This is a genomic window from Bdellovibrio sp. ArHS, assembly GCF_000786105.1.
Classification (GTDB): domain Bacteria; phylum Bdellovibrionota; class Bdellovibrionia; order Bdellovibrionales; family Bdellovibrionaceae; genus Bdellovibrio.
On the sequence record NZ_JTEV01000007.1, the window covers coordinates 49,574 to 65,720 of the forward strand.

General features: G+C 47.9%; 16 protein-coding genes. 7 read left to right on the forward strand and 9 right to left on the reverse strand.

Annotation, left to right across the window (positions count from 1 at the left end; all coding sequences use genetic code 11):
• The first annotated feature begins 106 nt into the window (after positions 1–106).
• Together OM95_RS04135 and OM95_RS04140 are read left to right on the forward strand one after the other, a co-directional pair.
• Complete coding sequence (locus OM95_RS04135; protein ID WP_041870618.1) at positions 107–574, forward strand: hypothetical protein; 468 nt, start codon at positions 107–109, stop codon at positions 572–574.
• Entirely contained in the window at positions 574–1,494 is a 921-nt protein-coding gene (locus tag OM95_RS04140) for a hypothetical protein (RefSeq protein ID WP_041870620.1), read from the forward strand. The genes OM95_RS04135 and OM95_RS04140 overlap by 1 nt, the downstream gene beginning before the upstream one ends.
• Here OM95_RS04140 and OM95_RS04145 read toward each other — a convergent pair.
• Complete coding sequence (locus OM95_RS04145; RefSeq protein ID WP_041870623.1) at positions 1,491–2,660, reverse strand: HAMP domain-containing sensor histidine kinase; 1,170 nt, start codon at positions 2,658–2,660, stop codon at positions 1,491–1,493. The two genes, OM95_RS04140 and OM95_RS04145, sit on opposite strands and share 4 nt — an antisense overlap.
• 370 nt (positions 2,661–3,030) lie before the next feature.
• Between OM95_RS04145 and OM95_RS04150 the strand changes: the two genes are divergently transcribed.
• Both OM95_RS04150 and OM95_RS04155 read left to right on the forward strand, forming a co-directional pair.
• Positions 3,031–3,567 carry a hypothetical protein gene (locus tag OM95_RS04150; RefSeq protein ID WP_041870624.1) on the forward strand — a complete coding sequence of 179 codons (537 nt, stop codon included), beginning with the start codon at positions 3,031–3,033 and terminating at the stop codon, positions 3,565–3,567.
• Positions 3,568–3,597: 30 nt separating this feature from the next.
• Positions 3,598–4,032 carry a hypothetical protein gene (locus OM95_RS04155; RefSeq protein WP_041870626.1) on the forward strand — a complete coding sequence of 145 codons (435 nt, stop codon included), beginning with the start codon at positions 3,598–3,600 and terminating at the stop codon, positions 4,030–4,032.
• Positions 4,033–4,077: 45 nt separating this feature from the next.
• Here OM95_RS04155 and OM95_RS04160 read toward each other — a convergent pair whose 3' ends face one another.
• From OM95_RS04160 to OM95_RS04170, 3 genes are all read right to left on the reverse strand, one after another.
• The gene (locus OM95_RS04160; protein WP_291515550.1) at positions 4,078–5,355 is read right to left on the reverse strand and encodes a helix-turn-helix transcriptional regulator; all 1,278 of its coding nucleotides are present in this window, start codon (positions 5,353–5,355) and stop codon (positions 4,078–4,080) included.
• A 231-nt stretch (positions 5,356–5,586) separates the two neighbouring features.
• The gene (locus OM95_RS04165; protein WP_041870631.1) at positions 5,587–6,147 is read right to left on the reverse strand and encodes a hypothetical protein; all 561 of its coding nucleotides are present in this window, start codon (positions 6,145–6,147) and stop codon (positions 5,587–5,589) included.
• Between the two features lie 104 nt (positions 6,148–6,251).
• Positions 6,252–7,151, reverse strand: coding sequence for an Hsp33 family molecular chaperone HslO (locus OM95_RS04170; protein WP_041870633.1), 900 nt, complete (start codon positions 7,149–7,151; stop codon positions 6,252–6,254).
• An 84-nt stretch (positions 7,152–7,235) separates the two neighbouring features.
• Between OM95_RS04170 and OM95_RS04175 the strand changes: the two genes are divergently transcribed.
• The 3 genes from OM95_RS04175 (at position 7,236) to pruA (ending at position 11,400) form a co-directional block, all read left to right on the forward strand.
• Entirely contained in the window at positions 7,236–7,727 is a 492-nt protein-coding gene (locus tag OM95_RS04175) for a phosphoglycerate mutase family protein (protein ID WP_041870635.1), read from the forward strand.
• Positions 7,724–8,311 carry a fumarylacetoacetate hydrolase family protein gene (locus OM95_RS04180; RefSeq protein ID WP_041870636.1) on the forward strand — a complete coding sequence of 196 codons (588 nt, stop codon included), beginning with the start codon at positions 7,724–7,726 and terminating at the stop codon, positions 8,309–8,311. Before OM95_RS04175 ends, OM95_RS04180 begins: the two co-directional genes overlap by 4 nt.
• A gap of 140 nt (positions 8,312–8,451) precedes the next feature.
• Entirely contained in the window at positions 8,452–11,400 is a 2,949-nt protein-coding gene (gene pruA, locus OM95_RS04185) for an L-glutamate gamma-semialdehyde dehydrogenase (RefSeq protein WP_041870638.1), read from the forward strand.
• Between the two features lie 69 nt (positions 11,401–11,469).
• Here pruA and OM95_RS04190 read toward each other — a convergent pair whose 3' ends face one another.
• The 5 genes from OM95_RS04190 to OM95_RS04210 form a co-directional block, all read right to left on the reverse strand.
• The gene (locus OM95_RS04190; RefSeq protein ID WP_041870640.1) at positions 11,470–11,994 is read right to left on the reverse strand and encodes an isochorismatase family protein; all 525 of its coding nucleotides are present in this window, start codon (positions 11,992–11,994) and stop codon (positions 11,470–11,472) included.
• Between the two features lie 267 nt (positions 11,995–12,261).
• Entirely contained in the window at positions 12,262–13,128 is an 867-nt protein-coding gene (locus OM95_RS04195) for an endonuclease (protein WP_041870642.1), read from the reverse strand.
• Positions 13,129–13,335: 207 nt separating this feature from the next.
• A complete protein-coding gene (locus OM95_RS04200; RefSeq protein ID WP_041870644.1) occupies positions 13,336–14,274 on the reverse strand; it encodes a rhomboid family intramembrane serine protease in 939 nt (312 codons plus the stop codon).
• Positions 14,271–15,485, reverse strand: coding sequence for an RDD family protein (locus tag OM95_RS04205; protein ID WP_041870646.1), 1,215 nt, complete (start codon positions 15,483–15,485; stop codon positions 14,271–14,273). Before OM95_RS04205 ends, OM95_RS04200 begins: the two co-directional genes overlap by 4 nt.
• 39 nt (positions 15,486–15,524) lie before the next feature.
• Complete coding sequence (locus tag OM95_RS04210) at positions 15,525–16,139, reverse strand: hypothetical protein (protein ID WP_041870647.1); 615 nt, start codon at positions 16,137–16,139, stop codon at positions 15,525–15,527.
• Positions 16,140–16,147: the final 8 nt, after the last annotated feature.

Below are 16,147 nucleotides of genomic sequence, written 5' to 3' on the forward strand. Positions count from 1 at the left end.
TTCTTCCCCCAAATAGGGGGGCGGCGCGCGCCCCTTTTCTAATTCCAGCCCAAAAGCCAGCACGCAACATTTGCCTGTCGCCGGGTTTAAACTTAGACTTGTCTACATGAACTCACCTTTGCTGACGCTTTTATGTCTAAGTCTTATTCTTTGTTCCTGCTCGACAAATCAAAAAAACCGCCTGGCAACAACCACTGCGGGCATCGGCGTCGGTGCCATCATCGGCGCGGCCACGGCGCCTAATGATGAAAGACCTGAACTGCATGCTCTTTATTGGGGTGGAATCCTAGGCGTGGTTTCGGCCGTCGCTGCGAATTACTATTTTCACGATGAAAAAGATTTGGAAGTCATGCGCTTGGAAAATGAAAAAATGAGGGCCCAACTGGACTTCTTCCAAAATGGCCCCGCGACGCTTTTGAAGGACACCAAGGGGGCGGCCGACAAAAAATATTTTCGCACGGGCAAAGCCCGCATCATGCTTTACAAAATCGATCAGTGGGTGGATGAAGGCCCGAACAAAAAATACCATCGTGATCGGATGATTGAAATCTTGCCTCTGGAAGAAGCGGAATAATGAAGACAAAGGTTCTTTCTGCATTGCTGCTTTTGACGCTCCTTTGGGGAACGCTTATCACCTATCAGTATTGGCAGCTTAAAAATAATCCGCGGGTGGTCGCCATTGCGCTAGATGCGGGTCGAAACACGATGGGCCAAACCCAAGCCAATGAGCTCGAAAAACTGACCTTTCTGCGCCAATTTCTAGAACGCTATTACAACTATGATTCGAACAACTTCTGGCAATCGCAAACCGCGCTCGCCGCACTGATGACACCTCGCCTGGCCGATGGCCGTGTTCGCGAAGTCAATCGTCTGCGCGACAAAATTCAACAAAAGAACCTTTCCCATTTAAGCCGACTGGTAACCCTGCAAAAAGTTGGCACCGAGAGCTATCAGGCCGTCACCGAACTGCAAATCACCGAAGCCGCCAATAGTAACGAAGAAACAACCCAAAGTCGGCTCTACATATCGACAAACTTAACCATTCAAACGGCCGAAAGAACGTTGGAAAACCCCTGGGGCCTTTTGGTCTCGGACATGAAGATCGAAAACTCTTCCACTCAGGCGAAAGCGTTACCGGCACAAATTCGCATTTCTAAAAATGCGCCCACCGTTCTTTTATTTCCCTGTCCTGTAGAGTCTTTAGAAAACTCTTTTGAAAAAAATCTGAATATTAAAATCACGACTTTGAATGTCAGCGAATTGCAGCTGACACCCCTGGAGGGGGCACCAGAACAAATGACTCTTAGTGCGAGTTGCCGAAATGAAGACTTCAAGCTTGACCTTGCCACAGCAAGCACCACTCAGGATCTTTATGTGGCCATCCCCAAAGAGTTGGGAAATGCTCGCAAGAAAGTCCCGGCGACAAAATCCAGACCGAAAGATGTCTATGATAAAACCATCGAAAGTGTTTTAGGCATCAAGTTGGAAGACTAAGAAATCTGCGACTGAGATTCACTCCGCTTCGGAAATAGCAGGATCACCTGCGTTCCCACGCCAGGACGTGATCGTAACTGCAAATCACCGCCGATTGATGTCAGAGTTTTACGAGCATCAAAAAGACCCAGGCCATGACCATTTTCCTTGCCATAACTAACACCCTCTTGCATCAGGCTGGGAAGAATCTCTTCGGGAATACCCGCCCCGTTGTCCATGATTTGCAACAACCAGTGTTCGTCCCGCTCTAATAAAGTCATATGGATGGCTGCTTCGGACGCCGGCAAGGCTTCTAAAGAATTATTCAAGAGATTGCTCAAAATGCGCTGCACTTTCACGGATTCCAGGCTTATGCCGATTTTGGAACTGCTGACGTGCTTGTGCAGAGTGAACTCAACATCAGGATGGGAAAACCGATATTCCTTTAACAGGGTTTCGGCGATGCGTGACAGGTCCTCGCCTGGAAAACTGTGGGCCGTACCACTTTCCACCGTTTTTCCACGATTCAACAGATCGTCGGCGATACCCCGAATGCGACTGACCGATAGATTTAAAAGTTCTTTCTTTTCCGCACTCATTTCATGGGACAACTGACTGAGGGTTGTTAGGGCCGTTAAAGGACCGCGAATATCGTGAGCGACCTGACGTGAGATCGCGGCAATCTCCTTATTCAGGGACAGCTCTGCTTCCAGCTTTTGTTCATGGATTCGATTGATCAGTTCACGACGAAGGGCAAAGCCTAAGAAAAACAAAACCAAAAGAAGTCCCACTAGGAATACTGGTGAAACCAAACTGCGCTTTGCCAACTCGACAACCTGAAAACAAACTCGGATGGTGCCTGCGGGCAATGAATTATAAGTGATCGGCAGGTCGGAAGACAAAAGACATTTTAAAGTCTCGGGATTCTGCACATCTGTTTCACCGACGGCGGTATGCACTTCTTTAAGCTGTTTAAGAATTTTGTTCTGCAAACTAGAGTCGTCCCGAAAGATCTTCGCGCGGGCGATATCATCTTCCCAAATGCCGACATAACGTTGCACCGAAGACTTCGCTGTAGAGACTTCGTAAGCAAAACTTAACGCCGCGACAGTCAGGCTTATGCCCAGAAAAAGCCAGATCCACAGAAAGGGGCGGCTGACAGTTGTTGAAGAGGTCGTTTTGCTCATACCCGAGATAGAAGCAAATTTAAATCCGGCGTCCTTTCTACGAGAAGCCCTACCGGCCGTCTAAGACTTAGACAGATGCCAAGAACCGACTGACAGCACAAGAAAGCCTCTGTCGCTATTACAGAGACAACCCGATGGCGCGTCGTCTTTTGGGACAGGTGGGACATGACGCCCAAACAGGAATTAAGAGCCTTGCAAACTCTGAAGCAAAGAAAAAGCAGTCAAATTCCCCCCCTTTGTGACCATGCAGGTCGCCCAATGTAAAGTCTGATGTCGAAAGACGGCTCAGATCGTTTTAACGAGGGGCTACGTCGCGGCATACCTGTCGCAAAGCTACTCCGAGTGAAACCAAAACAGAAGGACTCTAGTCATGAAAAAGTTTTCTTTAAAAAATACGCTTTTGTTGCCAGCACTTCTTTTGTCCTCTTTCCCCGCTTTCGCGGCGACAACCATTGAAGGACATATTGGCTATTATGAAAAAGACCGCCTCAAACAGGTCTATGACTCTCGCCTCTCTGTCAGTTTAAGCAACCCCCAAGAGGGCGTTTATCGCAGCGAAAAAAGCGAAAATGACGACCCTCTGTACTTTGCCGTGACCATCGACCTTCAAGGCTTGCCTTCTGATTTCAGCCAATTCAGCTCTCAGGAAGTCGACATTCATCAGGCGCGCTTGTTTTCAACGATAAATAGCCACGCGCAAAATGGTGGAGCGCTTTATTCAGTGATAGAACTTGAAAGCTCTCAAGATGGAATAAACTGCAAATTTACCTTTGGCACTCCATCCAGTATTTCAGCCTTTGTCTTAGCCCCCGATCTGAAAGGATTCGCCTGTTATAAAAAGAACTTTTTCAACGGATACTTCGGTGGGGCCCGTGAGAAATTTCGCGTTGAATTCAGGACACCGTAAACATCCCTAAAACAAAGAATGGAGAAATAAATGAAAAATTTAATCCTGGCCTTTATAGTTCTGTCGTCTTTAAACGCCCGCGCCTTGGAATCAAAAGTGGTGGCTTGCGAGGATTTCGGAGTCGCACTGAACAACGTCCACGACATGAAACGCCTGAATCAGGGAGACATCAAAATTTTTGAAGTCGACATGATAGAACCTGCCGCAGCCCCTGTGGGGGTGGCGATCACGATCTCAAGAGGTGATGAGTTTTCCTCTATGGAAAGCTTCTGCCGCTATGTCCCCGGCCTTGTCGACGTGGATCTGGCCAGTCTTCAAGTTACTCAGGATGAAGAAAATTATTCTCTCGTTCTGAATGTGCGCCAAACAAACGCCAACGACGAAGTTTCCGCCAAAAAGTTGACTTTAGCCGTTAACAAAAAAGCGAACTCGACGGCAGAACTTGTCAAAGCGAATCTGGAGTAATCCTGAAGTTTAAAACAAGCGGGGCCCTTTGGGGTCTCGCTGGCCCTAAAGATCCATCTCCTCCAGAACGTCTTCAAAATCCAGTCCCCATCCCATTTGCAACACTTTTTCTGCCGCCTGTCGCTGTCGACTGTCAACGTCCCACGTCTGCAAAAGAGCACTCTCAAAAGAACTTCGGTAAGGCACGAGGCCCTTTGAAATCTTCGACAACAATAAATAGTCGAGCTTGGCAAGGGCCTGAACAGCTCTGACACTTCGACTGAAAGTGATTCTTTTAAAGACATTCTCTCGGGCGGCCCCAAAGTCTTTCATCTTCAGATGCCAGAAGAACAGAACTCGAAGATTGAATACGTCCAGATCCTTTTCCGATACATATTTCTCTGCCGCCTGGGCCGACCTCAAGTGCTGAAAAGATTCCGTATAATTTTTTTTGAAAAAATAAATCAAAGAAAGCTGAAAATGCGCATTGATCTTACCGCGAAAGTATCCGCATCTTTCCGACAACTTCTGACTGCGCAGGGAATATTTCAATGCAGAGCCATAATCCTTTAAAAGCCTAAAAACTTCGGCGAGATCCTTGTAACGCCGGGCCTGACTGATCCAATCGACAGCCTCTTTACGAAACTCTAACTTCAGAGCTTCTTTTAAAAGTTCTACCGCCTCAGAAAACCGATTCCCTTGTACGAAAAGAAGAGCTCTGTGATGCAGAAGTTCCGGCTTTTTATCCGCCAAATCGAAAACTGAAATCAGATTTTCTGCTTCCACACTTTTCTTCATAGCCTCTTCAAAATGGCCAAGCAGGTTGTCAACCTGGGTCCAGGTATTCAAACAATCCACCTGGCCCGAATAGTTTTTGATCGCGCGGTAGATGGACTGCGCCTCATTCAAAGAAGTTGTGGCTGATCGCGACCGCATAAATCGCAGTGCAACGACGCCTTTTTGTAATAACACATCCGCCCTTTGCTCGGAAGGCAGCATGTTCAACGAGAAGGATCGCAGCAACTTCACATACAAATCCATTTTATCGGCAACACTGAAAACTTGCACACAGCGATCACTCAACAAAATGTCGACGGATTCATTTCGACAGGAAATAGAAATCGGAGGACCTTCCCTTAAGAAGTCTTTCTTTTCCATTTTTAAAATGGCAGCTATCTGGTCGGCGCTTTCAATGCGTATACGCCGAACCCTTCCATTCAGCCAGCGCTGGACAGTTTTGGGAGCCACTGCCAACGCCAAGGCCAATGACTGCGCAGACAGATTTCTGGACTCCATCGCCGTCCTAAACCTATAAGCATCGATGAAAACATATAAAGGAGTCATAAACGAACACCCACGAGCGTCGTTCAAAACGGAGCTTCTAGAAAAGGTCGGCCGTCATTTTCAAAGGAAGAATTTGGATTTATTCCGCAGGAAATTTTCCCGAACTCATTTCTTTTGTCTGTCATGAATCCAGGATTCCAAAAGATATCTGTAATTCAAAGGAAGAACATTAAAAACAGTCCCAATATATGCTCCCACGCCTCGAAGCCGGGAGCATAGGGATGCCCTTTTTCACGGACATTCCGCCTCAATCCATTCAATCAGCCGACTGTCTTGTTCCGCAAAACATCCGCCAGGACTGGTGATTCCAGAATCCAAACAACTAAATCGATCATGAATATACCCCTGGTCCGTCTTGCCTTCCACTGTCGAATCATGTCCCAGTTTCTCATCTGTGAAAACAGCATTTCCATTTGCCAGACTTATCAGAAAACTTACTTCCGTCCGGATACTCCACGCTTCTCTTCCATAACACTCGGTTCCGTCGGCCCGAATGATGTGCATACGCTCGCACCTTTCTGATATTTTCTTTATGTTCGTCGTTGGAATCGCCAAAAGAAGATCCTGCGAAGAAGTCTCGTTGGAATATCCAGGTTTGATCGCAATATCGCCACTGTAGTGATTCTTTCTTCCACCACGTTCATAATAAATATCGATATGTCCATCCAGCCCCGCCGCTACCGCGGTCAGAACCACGGAACCTGACGAAGTTTTACAAATATAGCTGGAACCACCCGCAAAGGATGAAGATGAAACAAACAACGCAAATGCACAGAGCAAATAGCGCTTCATAAAAGCCTCCTTTAGGATGTGGTAGCACACCCTTCTGGAAACATGCAGTTAGGAGTTGGCAATCCATCAGCGGCAGATCGCCGCCAGAATTTATGAAAGACGCACTAATGCATGGACTCTTTGTGCATTCGATTTTTGATGTCTTCGATTTCAGGGACAGAAACTTTGTAAGGCTTGCCGCAGATCTGGCAAGTCACATCCGCCTCTTCATTCTTGTTGATCATATCTTGAAGTTCTTCTTCACCCAAGGTTTCCAAAGCGCGAATCACACGGTCCTTGGTGCAGGGACAGAAGTATTCTAGCGTTTTGTCATGCTCAAGTTCTTCAAAAGGAATTCCGTCCATAAAAGGAGCGACCAATTGTTCTGGCGTCGCGCCTTCCATCAACATTTTTGAAATGTTAGGCTTTTTGTCTTCGTAGTTCTGTTGAATTTTTTCAACGACAGATTCTTCCACACCCGGCATGACTTCAATCAAGACTCCACCGGCCGCCTGCACCTTGCCAAAAGTGTCCAGATAAACACCTAAAGAAACCAAAGAACGGATTTGATGGGATTGATGAAGATAGTGAGCAATGTCTTGGCCGATCTCGCCACTGACAAGTTCGACCGTGCCGTGGAAAGGTTGCTTTTGAAAAGGTTGGTGACGAGCCACGCTTAAAGTCCCATTCCCGATCGCCTCTTTCAGGCTTAAACCCTGCTCATAATTGGGCGGCTGGTATTGAGGGTTCGGCGTGTAACCGCGCACATGCCCGTCGTAAGACGCCTCTGCATAAACGCTTTGCAGAGCTCCATTGCCCCGGAACAACAGTCCCACCATTTGACCGTCTTTCAGTTGCGACGCCATTAAAATCGCGCCCACCATGCTGCGGCCCACCGCTACGGTCGCCAAAGGATAGGTTTGTTGCAGGTCTTGCATGTGCTTTACAACTTCGGTCGCGTTCACTGCGGCAATACGCACAGTCAAATCTTTGGAAACAAAACGATGAACACGCTCTTTACTCATGACAAACTCCCGCACCTTGTGAAAAACTAGTACGCAAAGTAGCAGGGCCCCCCACTAATTTCAAGTACAAGAGAGCGCACCCCGATGAAGATCTACCTCTTTAGACACGCACAAAAAGCCATGGATTTCTCTGGTGATCCTGATTTGACGGCAGAGGGTCATGCCCAGGCGTCAAAACTTCTCGACAAGGTGCTCAAAAAAGAACTGCCTACGCCGACGGAGCTGTGGGTTTCACCTAAAAAGCGCACCCACAGTACGTTCCGCCCCCTGGCACAGCACTTCAATTTACCTTTGCAAAACACGAATGAACTTTTAGAACAGCAGGCTGAAGAAAATCTATCAGAGTTTCGCTCACGCATTGAAAAGCTGTTTGAGCGCGCGGCTGAAAATAAAAAAGCGGTGGTTTTTCTGTGTTCACATTATGACCTTGTCGTCGAAGCTCTGAACGTGGTTCCCAGTGATAAGGATTTTTCGGATTCGGAATATGCACACTGGAGCCCCTGTCAATACGCGGGCTTTGAAGTGCTGAATAACGGCGTTTATGAGTTTATTGAATTTAAGAGGGTGCATTTATGATTCAAAATATTTGGGCTGTGGGTCGCAACTATGCCGAGCATGCAAAAGAATTAGGGAATGCCGTTCCCACCGAACCTCTGGTTTTTCTAAAAGCCGGCAGCTGCGCCACTCTGGCCGCAAAAGAACTGCACTTGCCTTCCTGGAAAAATGAATTGCACTATGAAACGGAATTGGCTTTGCAATTTGACGACAACTTGCAAATTGATGCCGCCTGTATCGCCCTGGATCTGACCGATCGCGAAAAGCAAAATCAGTTAAAAGCGCAAGGACAACCCTGGACGCTGGCAAAAAGTTTCAAAGGGGCGTGCCCGCTTTCCGAGTTTTTTCCCGTTGCCGATCTCGAAGAGCTGAAAAACTTGGATATTATTTTGAAAGTGAATGGCGAACTTCGCCAAAAAGGCAACACCTCGCAAATGATCTTCGGCTTTGGCGAACTCCTGCAGTTTGTGCGCACCCACTTCCCCGTGATGCCCGGGGATTTACTTCTTACAGGGACGCCCCCAGGCGTGGGCGCCTTTAAAAAAGGTGATCTTTTAGAGGCCGAGATCTCTGGCAAGGCCAAACACTCGTGGAAAGTGGTTTAATTCGCTATAAATCCAAGGTGTCTTTCATTCTATGACGCCTTGGTCCAGCCCGTCTAAAACCTCCCGCCTTTGTTCCTGCAAACTACTTGAGTTTTTACTTCCATAGAGAGAATATGCGGCCCTCTCATTGAGGTAAAAATATGAACGACATCCAATCGCAAATCGTCGCCCGTGGCGAAGAGATTATGAAGCGTATGGAAGGCCAATCAAAGGCCTCCATTTTCTCAAAAGATTTCTGGTACGGCTCCATCATGGAATGGAGTATGAAAAATGAAAAATTTAAAACTAACATGTTCCGCTTTGTGGACGTGCTGCCTTCGATCAACTCCGGTGACGAAGTCGCTCGCCATCTGAAAGAATATTTCGCGGAGGACGGCGGAAAACTTCCTCCGGTGTTCAACGTCGGCTTGGGTTTGGGGTCGCTGGCTCCCGGCTTGATGGCTGGAGCGATTAAGAAAAATGTCGTCGGTATGGCGCAAATGTTCATCACGGGTGAAAATCCTGACGAAGCTTTGCCGGTTTTAAAGAAAGCGCGCAAAAACAAAATGACCTTCACCGTGGATATTCTTGGTGAAGCCATTCTTTCGGAAAAAGAAGCACAAGACTACACGAACAAATACGTCGAGTTGGTGAACTGGCTGGCGAAGGACGCCGAAAAGTGGGACGAAGTTCCGCAAATTGATCGCGATCACGAAGGTGCCATGCCGAAAGTGAATGTCTCGGTTAAGATGACGGCACTTTATTCACAGATCAAAGACACAGCTTGGGATGAAACCAAAGCCATCTTGAAAGATCGCATGCGCCCCGTATTCCGCTTGGGAATGCAAAAAGGCGTATTCATCAATCTGGATATGGAACAGTACTCTGTCAAACATTTGACTTTGGAAGTTTTCACCGAGCTGATCAACGAGCCTGAATTCAGAAATTACAAATACTTCGGTATCGTGATTCAAGCTTATCTTCGCGATTCTTTCGAAGACTGCAAAATGTTGACAGACTTCGCGAAAACCCGCGGCACGCCCTTCTGGGTTCGTCTGGTGAAGGGGGCCTACTGGGATTACGAAACGATTGAGGCCGAGCAACGAGGCTGGCCAGTTCCGGTTTATACCAACAAAGCCGAGTCCGATGCGAACTACGAAGTGTGCGCAAAATACTTCCTGGAAAATATCAAATACATCCGCCCGGCTTTTGCGTCTCATAACGTTCGCACTATCGCGGCCTGCATGATTTACGCGGAAAAATTGAACATCCCGAAAGAGGCTTTGGAATTCCAAATGCTTTACGGAATGGCCGAACCGATTAAAAAAACCATCGTAGATATGGGTTATCGCATGCGTGAATACGCGCCCGTCGGCGAATTGATTCCAGGCATGGCTTATCTTGTCCGCCGTTTGCTGGAAAACTCTTCGAATGAGTCCTGGTTGCGTGGAAAATTCGCAGACAACAAAACCACCGCAGAACTTTTAAAAGATCCGGCACAGGGTTTGACGCCGACGTCGCCGATGATCGCGAAGAAGCCCGGCAAGTTCTATAACGAACCCCTTCTGGATTTTGCTGTCAAAGCAGATCGCGAAAAAATGCTAAAAGCTTTAAGCGAGATGAAAGCGTCTTTGCCTGTGACGGTTCCTGTTGTGATCAACAACAAAGAGCTTCGTACAGATAAAAATTTCGATCGCGTAAATCCGTCGGAGTCTTCTCAGATCATCGGTAAGATCAACATGGCTTCCATCGAACATGCAGAACAGGCAATGCAAGCCGCGCAAACAGCTTACAAAACCTGGAAGACTGTTCCTTGCGAACAACGTGCAGCGATGGTGGATAAACTGGCCGACCTCATGGTTCGCGACAAGTTCAAGCTTATTGCGACGCAAGTGATGGAAGTGGGGAAACCTTGGGCCGAAGCTGATGGCGACGTCGCCGAAGCGATCGACTTCTGCCGTTACTATGCCCGTGATATGCGTCACCTGCAAAAGCCCTTGCGCGTAGGCGGTCTGCCTGGAGAGCTTTCTCACTACATCTATAAATCTCGTGGTGTGACTGCGGTTATTGCTCCTTGGAACTTTCCTTTGGCCATTTTGGCCGGCATGGTGACTGCGGCGGCGGTGACTGGAAATACTGTTGTGATGAAACCCGCAGAACAATCTTCAGTCGTTGCTTACGGGTTGATGAAACTTGTGCAAGAAGCCGGCTTCCCGACAGGCGTGATTAACTTCCTTCCTGGTTACGGCGAAGAAGTGGGCGAATACATTGTGAACCACAAATTCACGACAACCATCGCTTTCACCGGTTCAAAAGCCGTGGGTCTACATATCCTTAACAAAGCCTCTTATGTTCAACCGGGTCAAACCCACGTCAAAAGATGCATCATCGAGATGGGCGGTAAAAACGCGGTCATCATCGACAACGATGCCGACTTGGATGAAGCGGTAGACGGCGTCTTGTATTCTGCTTTCGGCTTCAGTGGACAGAAGTGTTCAGCGGCCAGCCGCGTGATCGTGCTTGATGACGTGTACGACCGCTTCACAGATCGCCTGGTCGAAGCGGCAAAATCCATTTCGGTATTGGCTGCGGATAATCCAAAAGCCTACATGGGCCCGGTCGTCGACAAAGAAGCTTATGATCGCATTCTTGGCACAATTGCCGAGAACGAAAAAACTCATAAACTGCTTTTCAAAGGCCAGGCTCCGGCGACAGGATTCTTTGTGCCACCGACAATCTTCGGCGAGGTACCGGGCGATTCGAAGCTGGCTCAGAATGAAATCTTCGGCCCTGTGGTCGCTGTGATTCGTGCGAAAAATCTGGATCAGGCCCTTGAGATTGCGAACAGCACCGAGTACGCACTTACTGGTGGTCTATTCTCAAGAAGTCCCGCGAATATCGCGCGCGTGAAGGAAGAGTTTGAAGTCGGGAACTTGTACATCAACCGGGGCATTACGGGCGCCATGGTCGACCGTCATCCGTTTGGTGGTTTCAAAATGTCTGGCATCGGCTCAAAAACCGGCGGACCTGATTACTTGAAGCAGTATATGGAACCGGCAGCGGTGACAGAAAATACTCTTCGTCGCGGTTTTGCTCCCGCCGAAGACTAGTTTGGCAGAAACTCATCCAAAACCAAAAAGGCTTCGTAGAGATACGAAGCCTTTTTTTATTTAAGACCCTCAGATAGCGACATCGTCCACGCGCCACATTTCGACTTTATTGCGAAGGCGCGCATTGATCGCAGCGATTATTTCCGAGGCTTTTTGTGTCCCTGAATCATAGGTGCTATGCGCATCGGAAACCAAAATGACTTCAAAACCAGCGTCAATCGACTTCTCACAATTGGTGAGTATGCAGTACTCACTTTGCAACCCAGCGATGATAAGCTTTTTGATGCCGATTTGTTTGAGGCGTTTTTCCAGGTCATTTCCGGCGTAAGCACTGCCCTCGGCTTTCTGTAGAACCATGTCTCCCATGACAACTTCCAACTCGGGATGAATCAACCATCCGCGGGTGCGAGGCTCGTCAGATTCACCAACACTGCCATTATTTTGAACAAAGATGACTTGGGTCCCCGAGGCACGCGCCAAAGACAGCAACTTTTTTAAGCGTTCCAGCAGTTCTTCTGCCTGATAAACCGGGTTTGGGGGAGCAAACATGTGCACTTGAGCATCAATAATCATTAAAGCTGTGCCTTCGTTCATAACGACCCCAAAAAGAACAAAACCCACGGTATTTCTACCGTGGGTTATTCATTTAAAAAGAAAAATAGAGGTGAGAACATCATGCTCCCCGAGACCTTCCGTGGTATCACCCCTCCCGTAGAAATGATTGCAACACAACAATATCAGCATTGCAAGAGCCTAATTTCAGTTTTTTTAAGAATTTTATTGGAATCTTCGAACAAGTGAATGCAAAAAACAAAAAGCCTGTCGTCGACAGGCTTTTTTGAATCTTTATTATGTTCAACTTTAGAAGTCTGAGATTTTATCAGCCAGCTCTGCAAAATCGATAAATGGGTTTCTGTTCCCTTGCGCTTTAAAGATCTCGTTGTTTCTTCGGATCTCTTCTTCATCAACAGGATCTTCATTGTGCCATTTACGAAGAATCACTTCTTCACGCTCATCAATAGGAAGATCATAGCGGATCGAGAAATAAAACAATGCGCGGGCCACGTTGCCTTTGTGAGCCGTTGGTGGTTCGAAAACCTCGTCAGATCCTGCCGTGCCCAAGCCATAACGTGAAGCCGGACATTTTAAATCCATCAAGTCCTTAGAAACTTCACCAAAAGGATTGTTACCGCGAATCGAGTTCAACTGTGAATCTGTTGGGAAAAGATGATGTAGATCAGACTTTTGAACTTCATCAGGGAATCTGCGCGTGAAATGACTTTGTGGCCATGTGTGTTCGACATTGATCACACCGTTGTCAGGAATACGACCCGGTGCCGGAGGTGTGCCACGGAAATCGGCGCGTGTTTTTTCTTTGTCACAATAAACGTCACGAACCGCGTAGCCATTGCCATCTTTAACTAAATAGTAGTTTCCAAGAAGGAAAACTCGGGCGGCGCCGTAACCGATCGCGCTGTGAGCATAACACTTGCCTTGCCCCTGACAGCTCTTCACGATGAGGTCCAAGTCACCGGCACGTTGTACGTGGTAGCTTCTTAGAACCGCTTTCAATCTTGTTTGAAGATCTTTGTTGCTGATGCCCGCTTTAAGATCACGGTAAAATTCTTCACCGTAGTACGGGATCACTGTGGTTTGTGCTGCGTTGGCAACACAGACAGATAATAATGTTAGAACAATCACTGACTTAATGAGCTTCAATAGCTTCATTCGGGTCCACCATTTCGTTTGTGGGTGATTTTACAGCCTCTGGGGGCCTAATGTGGCTTAAACGTAATAGAACTGTCAACGGCAATATATAAAATACAATGTCAGGATTACGTCAAGAAAGGTGGTCCCTTTGCGTGTTGATGCTCTTTGGGGCTAAAGGCCCTTGTCATGGATTGCCGAAGGCTTCTTCAGGCGCGACCGGGTTCATCAACAATATAAGGGGCCAGCTTGAGATTTCCAGCGGTAGACGAGCCCCACTAAAACCCCCAACAAACTCCCCCCAAGATGAGCCGCATAGGCAACCCCTCCCCCTAAGCCTTCCGGTGTGGCCCAATAGTTGGCCAGATCTACCACCAGAAAAAGAGGAATGATCAGCAAGGTCGGCAAATAAATCGGCCCATAGTGACCGGGCATTGGCGAGGCGAAGAAAAGGTACCGGATCCGCGTGCGGGTTTCCGCCACACAATAAAAAGCCAGCAAAGCGCTGATCGAGGCACTGGCCCCCACCATGGGCACTGTTCCGTGCGCCTCTGAAAACAAAAAGCCCGCACCGCCGGCGACGCCTCCGACCAGGTAAATAAAAAGAAGGGGTCCGCTGCCCACCAATCCCTCAACCGCAAGACCGATTAAAGCCAGGAAAGCCAAGTTGGAGAGCAAATGAATCCAGTTCGAATGAGAGAACTGATAAGTCACCCAGGACAGCACACCTTTTTCGTAGGAACTTAAGCCGAAGCGAAAGAGCAACTGTTCCTGATACTTTTTCCGGAACTGCTGAATATCCGTGCGCCACTGATTGATTTGCACCTCGTCACCTTTATAGGGCCAGGTTTCCGCGGTCGCCAGATAGCGGGCATCACGAAGGGCATAGGCCCCTAAAATTCCCAATTGTTCGGTATTGTTAGAGGTCACTTCATGCACCCAAGCAGGCTTTTCATAAAGAAGATCTGCGGGTATGGCTTGCAGATATTGATAATAAAGTCGCCCGGTGAGCGTCAGTCCCTCTTTCTGTAAAAGGGGCGCAGAAGAAATGGAATTGGGCGCACCACTGAAGATCAAAAGGAAAATAAAGACATTCAATACCACCAACGTGATCGTCAGGGGGTAGCGCGTGTAACTGCGAAAGTCTTCAGGACAAGGAAGAATCATGGGACCTCGTATCTTTCCTTGAAGCTTTCGATGTAGGAATCCTCCGAGGCACTCGCAGGCACACGCCCCTTCTTTTTCGGATGCGCGTAGGCCATTTCATTCAGTCCCCAGACGGAGCGGACGAAGCGTTTTTCCAGCGCAGACTTTAGCGCGGGAACTTTTTGCAGCTCTTCAATCAATTTAAGACTGGAGGCATAGTCTTGCTCAACGTATTTTTCATCTGACTTAAGCAGTTGAATCACCCAAAGCTTGGGGTCGGCATTTTCCAGCTCTTCTTTTTCCCCGTCTTCAAGCATGTACCGGGCCGTTGCACAGGTCGTTGAACTCGCGTCCTCACAGATCTTATCAAAATACTTTTCCTGATCGGACTCTGGCGCGGTTAAATATTTCGCCAAATACGCCAGATCTTGCGCCCCGACGGGATCATTCCACAAGGAAGCTTCGGCCTCTTTGTTCAGACATTCCGGAGAAATCTCGTTAAGCAGATACAACACCAATGCGGCATCCATACGCGAAGTCGCCGTCAGGTCGGAGGCTTTGATTTCTTTGCAGGAAACATGGCCCGGGTCTTTGCTGGAATACTCGCCCACTTGCAACGAATGATAGGTCTTAAAAAAACCGATCACGACGAAAAGCAGAAGAAAAAGAAAGCTCATACGCATCCACGAGGCGATGAATTTGGATTCCAAAGGATGAGGTCCTTCGTCAGGCACCTCTTTTAGAGTCACCACCATGGTGTCAGAAGCTCTTTCATGAAAAGCCCTGCGCAGAGGATGGCTGACCACTTCCAAAAAGGGAATCGCCAGAACTAGAAAACCCGCGCACCACATAAACGAGCGCATCACACATTGATTGAGCGACAAACGTTTTTGTTTGTGAGGATAAGCGACCACACGCAGTTGCATAAAAAGCTGCCCGGGAGTGGCCTGCCAATAATACAAGAATACGGCTTGCAGAAGACACGTAAAGAAAACAGCGACACCAATAACCAACGCCGCCGAAATCGTGCCCTCTAGCGAAGAGGCATCTAAAAGAAAAAAGGTTTTCGTCTGGCGCACTAGGCCGGCAATAATCAAACTGATCACCGGAGAAAATATCAGAAAGTCCAAAACCAAAGCGACGAAACGATCTGACACCGAAGCAATCGGTGTCACGTTTTTTTCATACGAAGCCGCTGTAGACTGAGGAGCCGATAGATCGCGAAATACCATAAGGATCGTATCGGCTTGGGACAGGAAAGACTAAAGCAATTACTGTGTAAAATTGATGGCAGAAACGCGACCTTGTTCGTCCGTCACGAAGTGCGCGCGTCCCACGATCTCTTTCGTGCCCGAGATCAACGAGTAAACTGGACCTTCTGCTGAGCTCTGCGCCAAGCTCACTTCATCGAAGTGAACACCAAAGGCATCCGCATACTTCGTTAAGAACTCGGCCTTATCCGCGATCGCCATCGGTTGGTCACCGGCTTGGGCATCAATAAACTCAAGGCTTTCGATCCGGCCTTGCGCCAGTTTCATTCCGTAACGACCTTCCAAATATCCAAAGATCAATTCATCACGCAAAGTGGGAGCCACGGCTAAATTTGCCGACAATGCATTTTTGTCAGAGGCGAGTTTTTTAGCCAGGTCTTGTTCCCATTTGACATCTTTTGCCAAAGCCGCAGCTTCGACGCTAGCGACACCGCGGTTGCCGTTGGTAGTTAAAGTTTCTGGTCCTTGGACCAACCACTGGTTTAGGAAAACTGACATGATAAGAACCGAAGCGATGGAAAGAACAAGAACCGCTTTTTGTTCCTGCGCTTTGTCCTGCAATCTTTTTCTTACTGACTGAGCTTTTGGAAATTCAATCACGCTTGCATTCCTCATAAAGTTTC

What these genes read in the sequence shown, in the direction of transcription:
- OM95_RS04190 (WP_041870640.1), bottom strand. Translation starts at nt 11,994, where the DNA reads ATGAACGAAGGCACAGCTTTAATGATTATTGATGCTCAAGTGCACATG.
- OM95_RS04145 (WP_041870623.1), bottom strand. Translation starts at nt 2,660, where the DNA reads ATGAGCAAAACGACCTCTTCAACAACTGTCAGCCGCCCCTTTCTGTGG.
- OM95_RS04160 (WP_291515550.1), bottom strand. Translation starts at nt 5,355, where the DNA reads ATGACTCCTTTATATGTTTTCATCGATGCTTATAGGTTTAGGACGGCG.
- OM95_RS04210 (WP_041870647.1), bottom strand. Translation starts at nt 16,139, where the DNA reads ATGAGGAATGCAAGCGTGATTGAATTTCCAAAAGCTCAGTCAGTAAGA.
- OM95_RS04195 (WP_041870642.1), bottom strand. Translation starts at nt 13,128, where the DNA reads ATGAAGCTATTGAAGCTCATTAAGTCAGTGATTGTTCTAACATTATTA.
- OM95_RS04170 (WP_041870633.1), bottom strand. Translation starts at nt 7,151, where the DNA reads ATGAGTAAAGAGCGTGTTCATCGTTTTGTTTCCAAAGATTTGACTGTG.
- OM95_RS04135 (WP_041870618.1), top strand. Translation starts at nt 107, where the DNA reads ATGAACTCACCTTTGCTGACGCTTTTATGTCTAAGTCTTATTCTTTGT.
- OM95_RS04165 (WP_041870631.1), bottom strand. Translation starts at nt 6,147, where the DNA reads ATGAAGCGCTATTTGCTCTGTGCATTTGCGTTGTTTGTTTCATCTTCA.
- pruA (WP_041870638.1), top strand. Translation starts at nt 8,452, where the DNA reads ATGAACGACATCCAATCGCAAATCGTCGCCCGTGGCGAAGAGATTATG.
- OM95_RS04205 (WP_041870646.1), bottom strand. Translation starts at nt 15,485, where the DNA reads ATGGTATTTCGCGATCTATCGGCTCCTCAGTCTACAGCGGCTTCGTAT.
- OM95_RS04200 (WP_041870644.1), bottom strand. Translation starts at nt 14,274, where the DNA reads ATGATTCTTCCTTGTCCTGAAGACTTTCGCAGTTACACGCGCTACCCC.
- OM95_RS04175 (WP_041870635.1), top strand. Translation starts at nt 7,236, where the DNA reads ATGAAGATCTACCTCTTTAGACACGCACAAAAAGCCATGGATTTCTCT.
- OM95_RS04155 (WP_041870626.1), top strand. Translation starts at nt 3,598, where the DNA reads ATGAAAAATTTAATCCTGGCCTTTATAGTTCTGTCGTCTTTAAACGCC.
- OM95_RS04180 (WP_041870636.1), top strand. Translation starts at nt 7,724, where the DNA reads ATGATTCAAAATATTTGGGCTGTGGGTCGCAACTATGCCGAGCATGCA.
- OM95_RS04140 (WP_041870620.1), top strand. Translation starts at nt 574, where the DNA reads ATGAAGACAAAGGTTCTTTCTGCATTGCTGCTTTTGACGCTCCTTTGG.
- OM95_RS04150 (WP_041870624.1), top strand. Translation starts at nt 3,031, where the DNA reads ATGAAAAAGTTTTCTTTAAAAAATACGCTTTTGTTGCCAGCACTTCTT.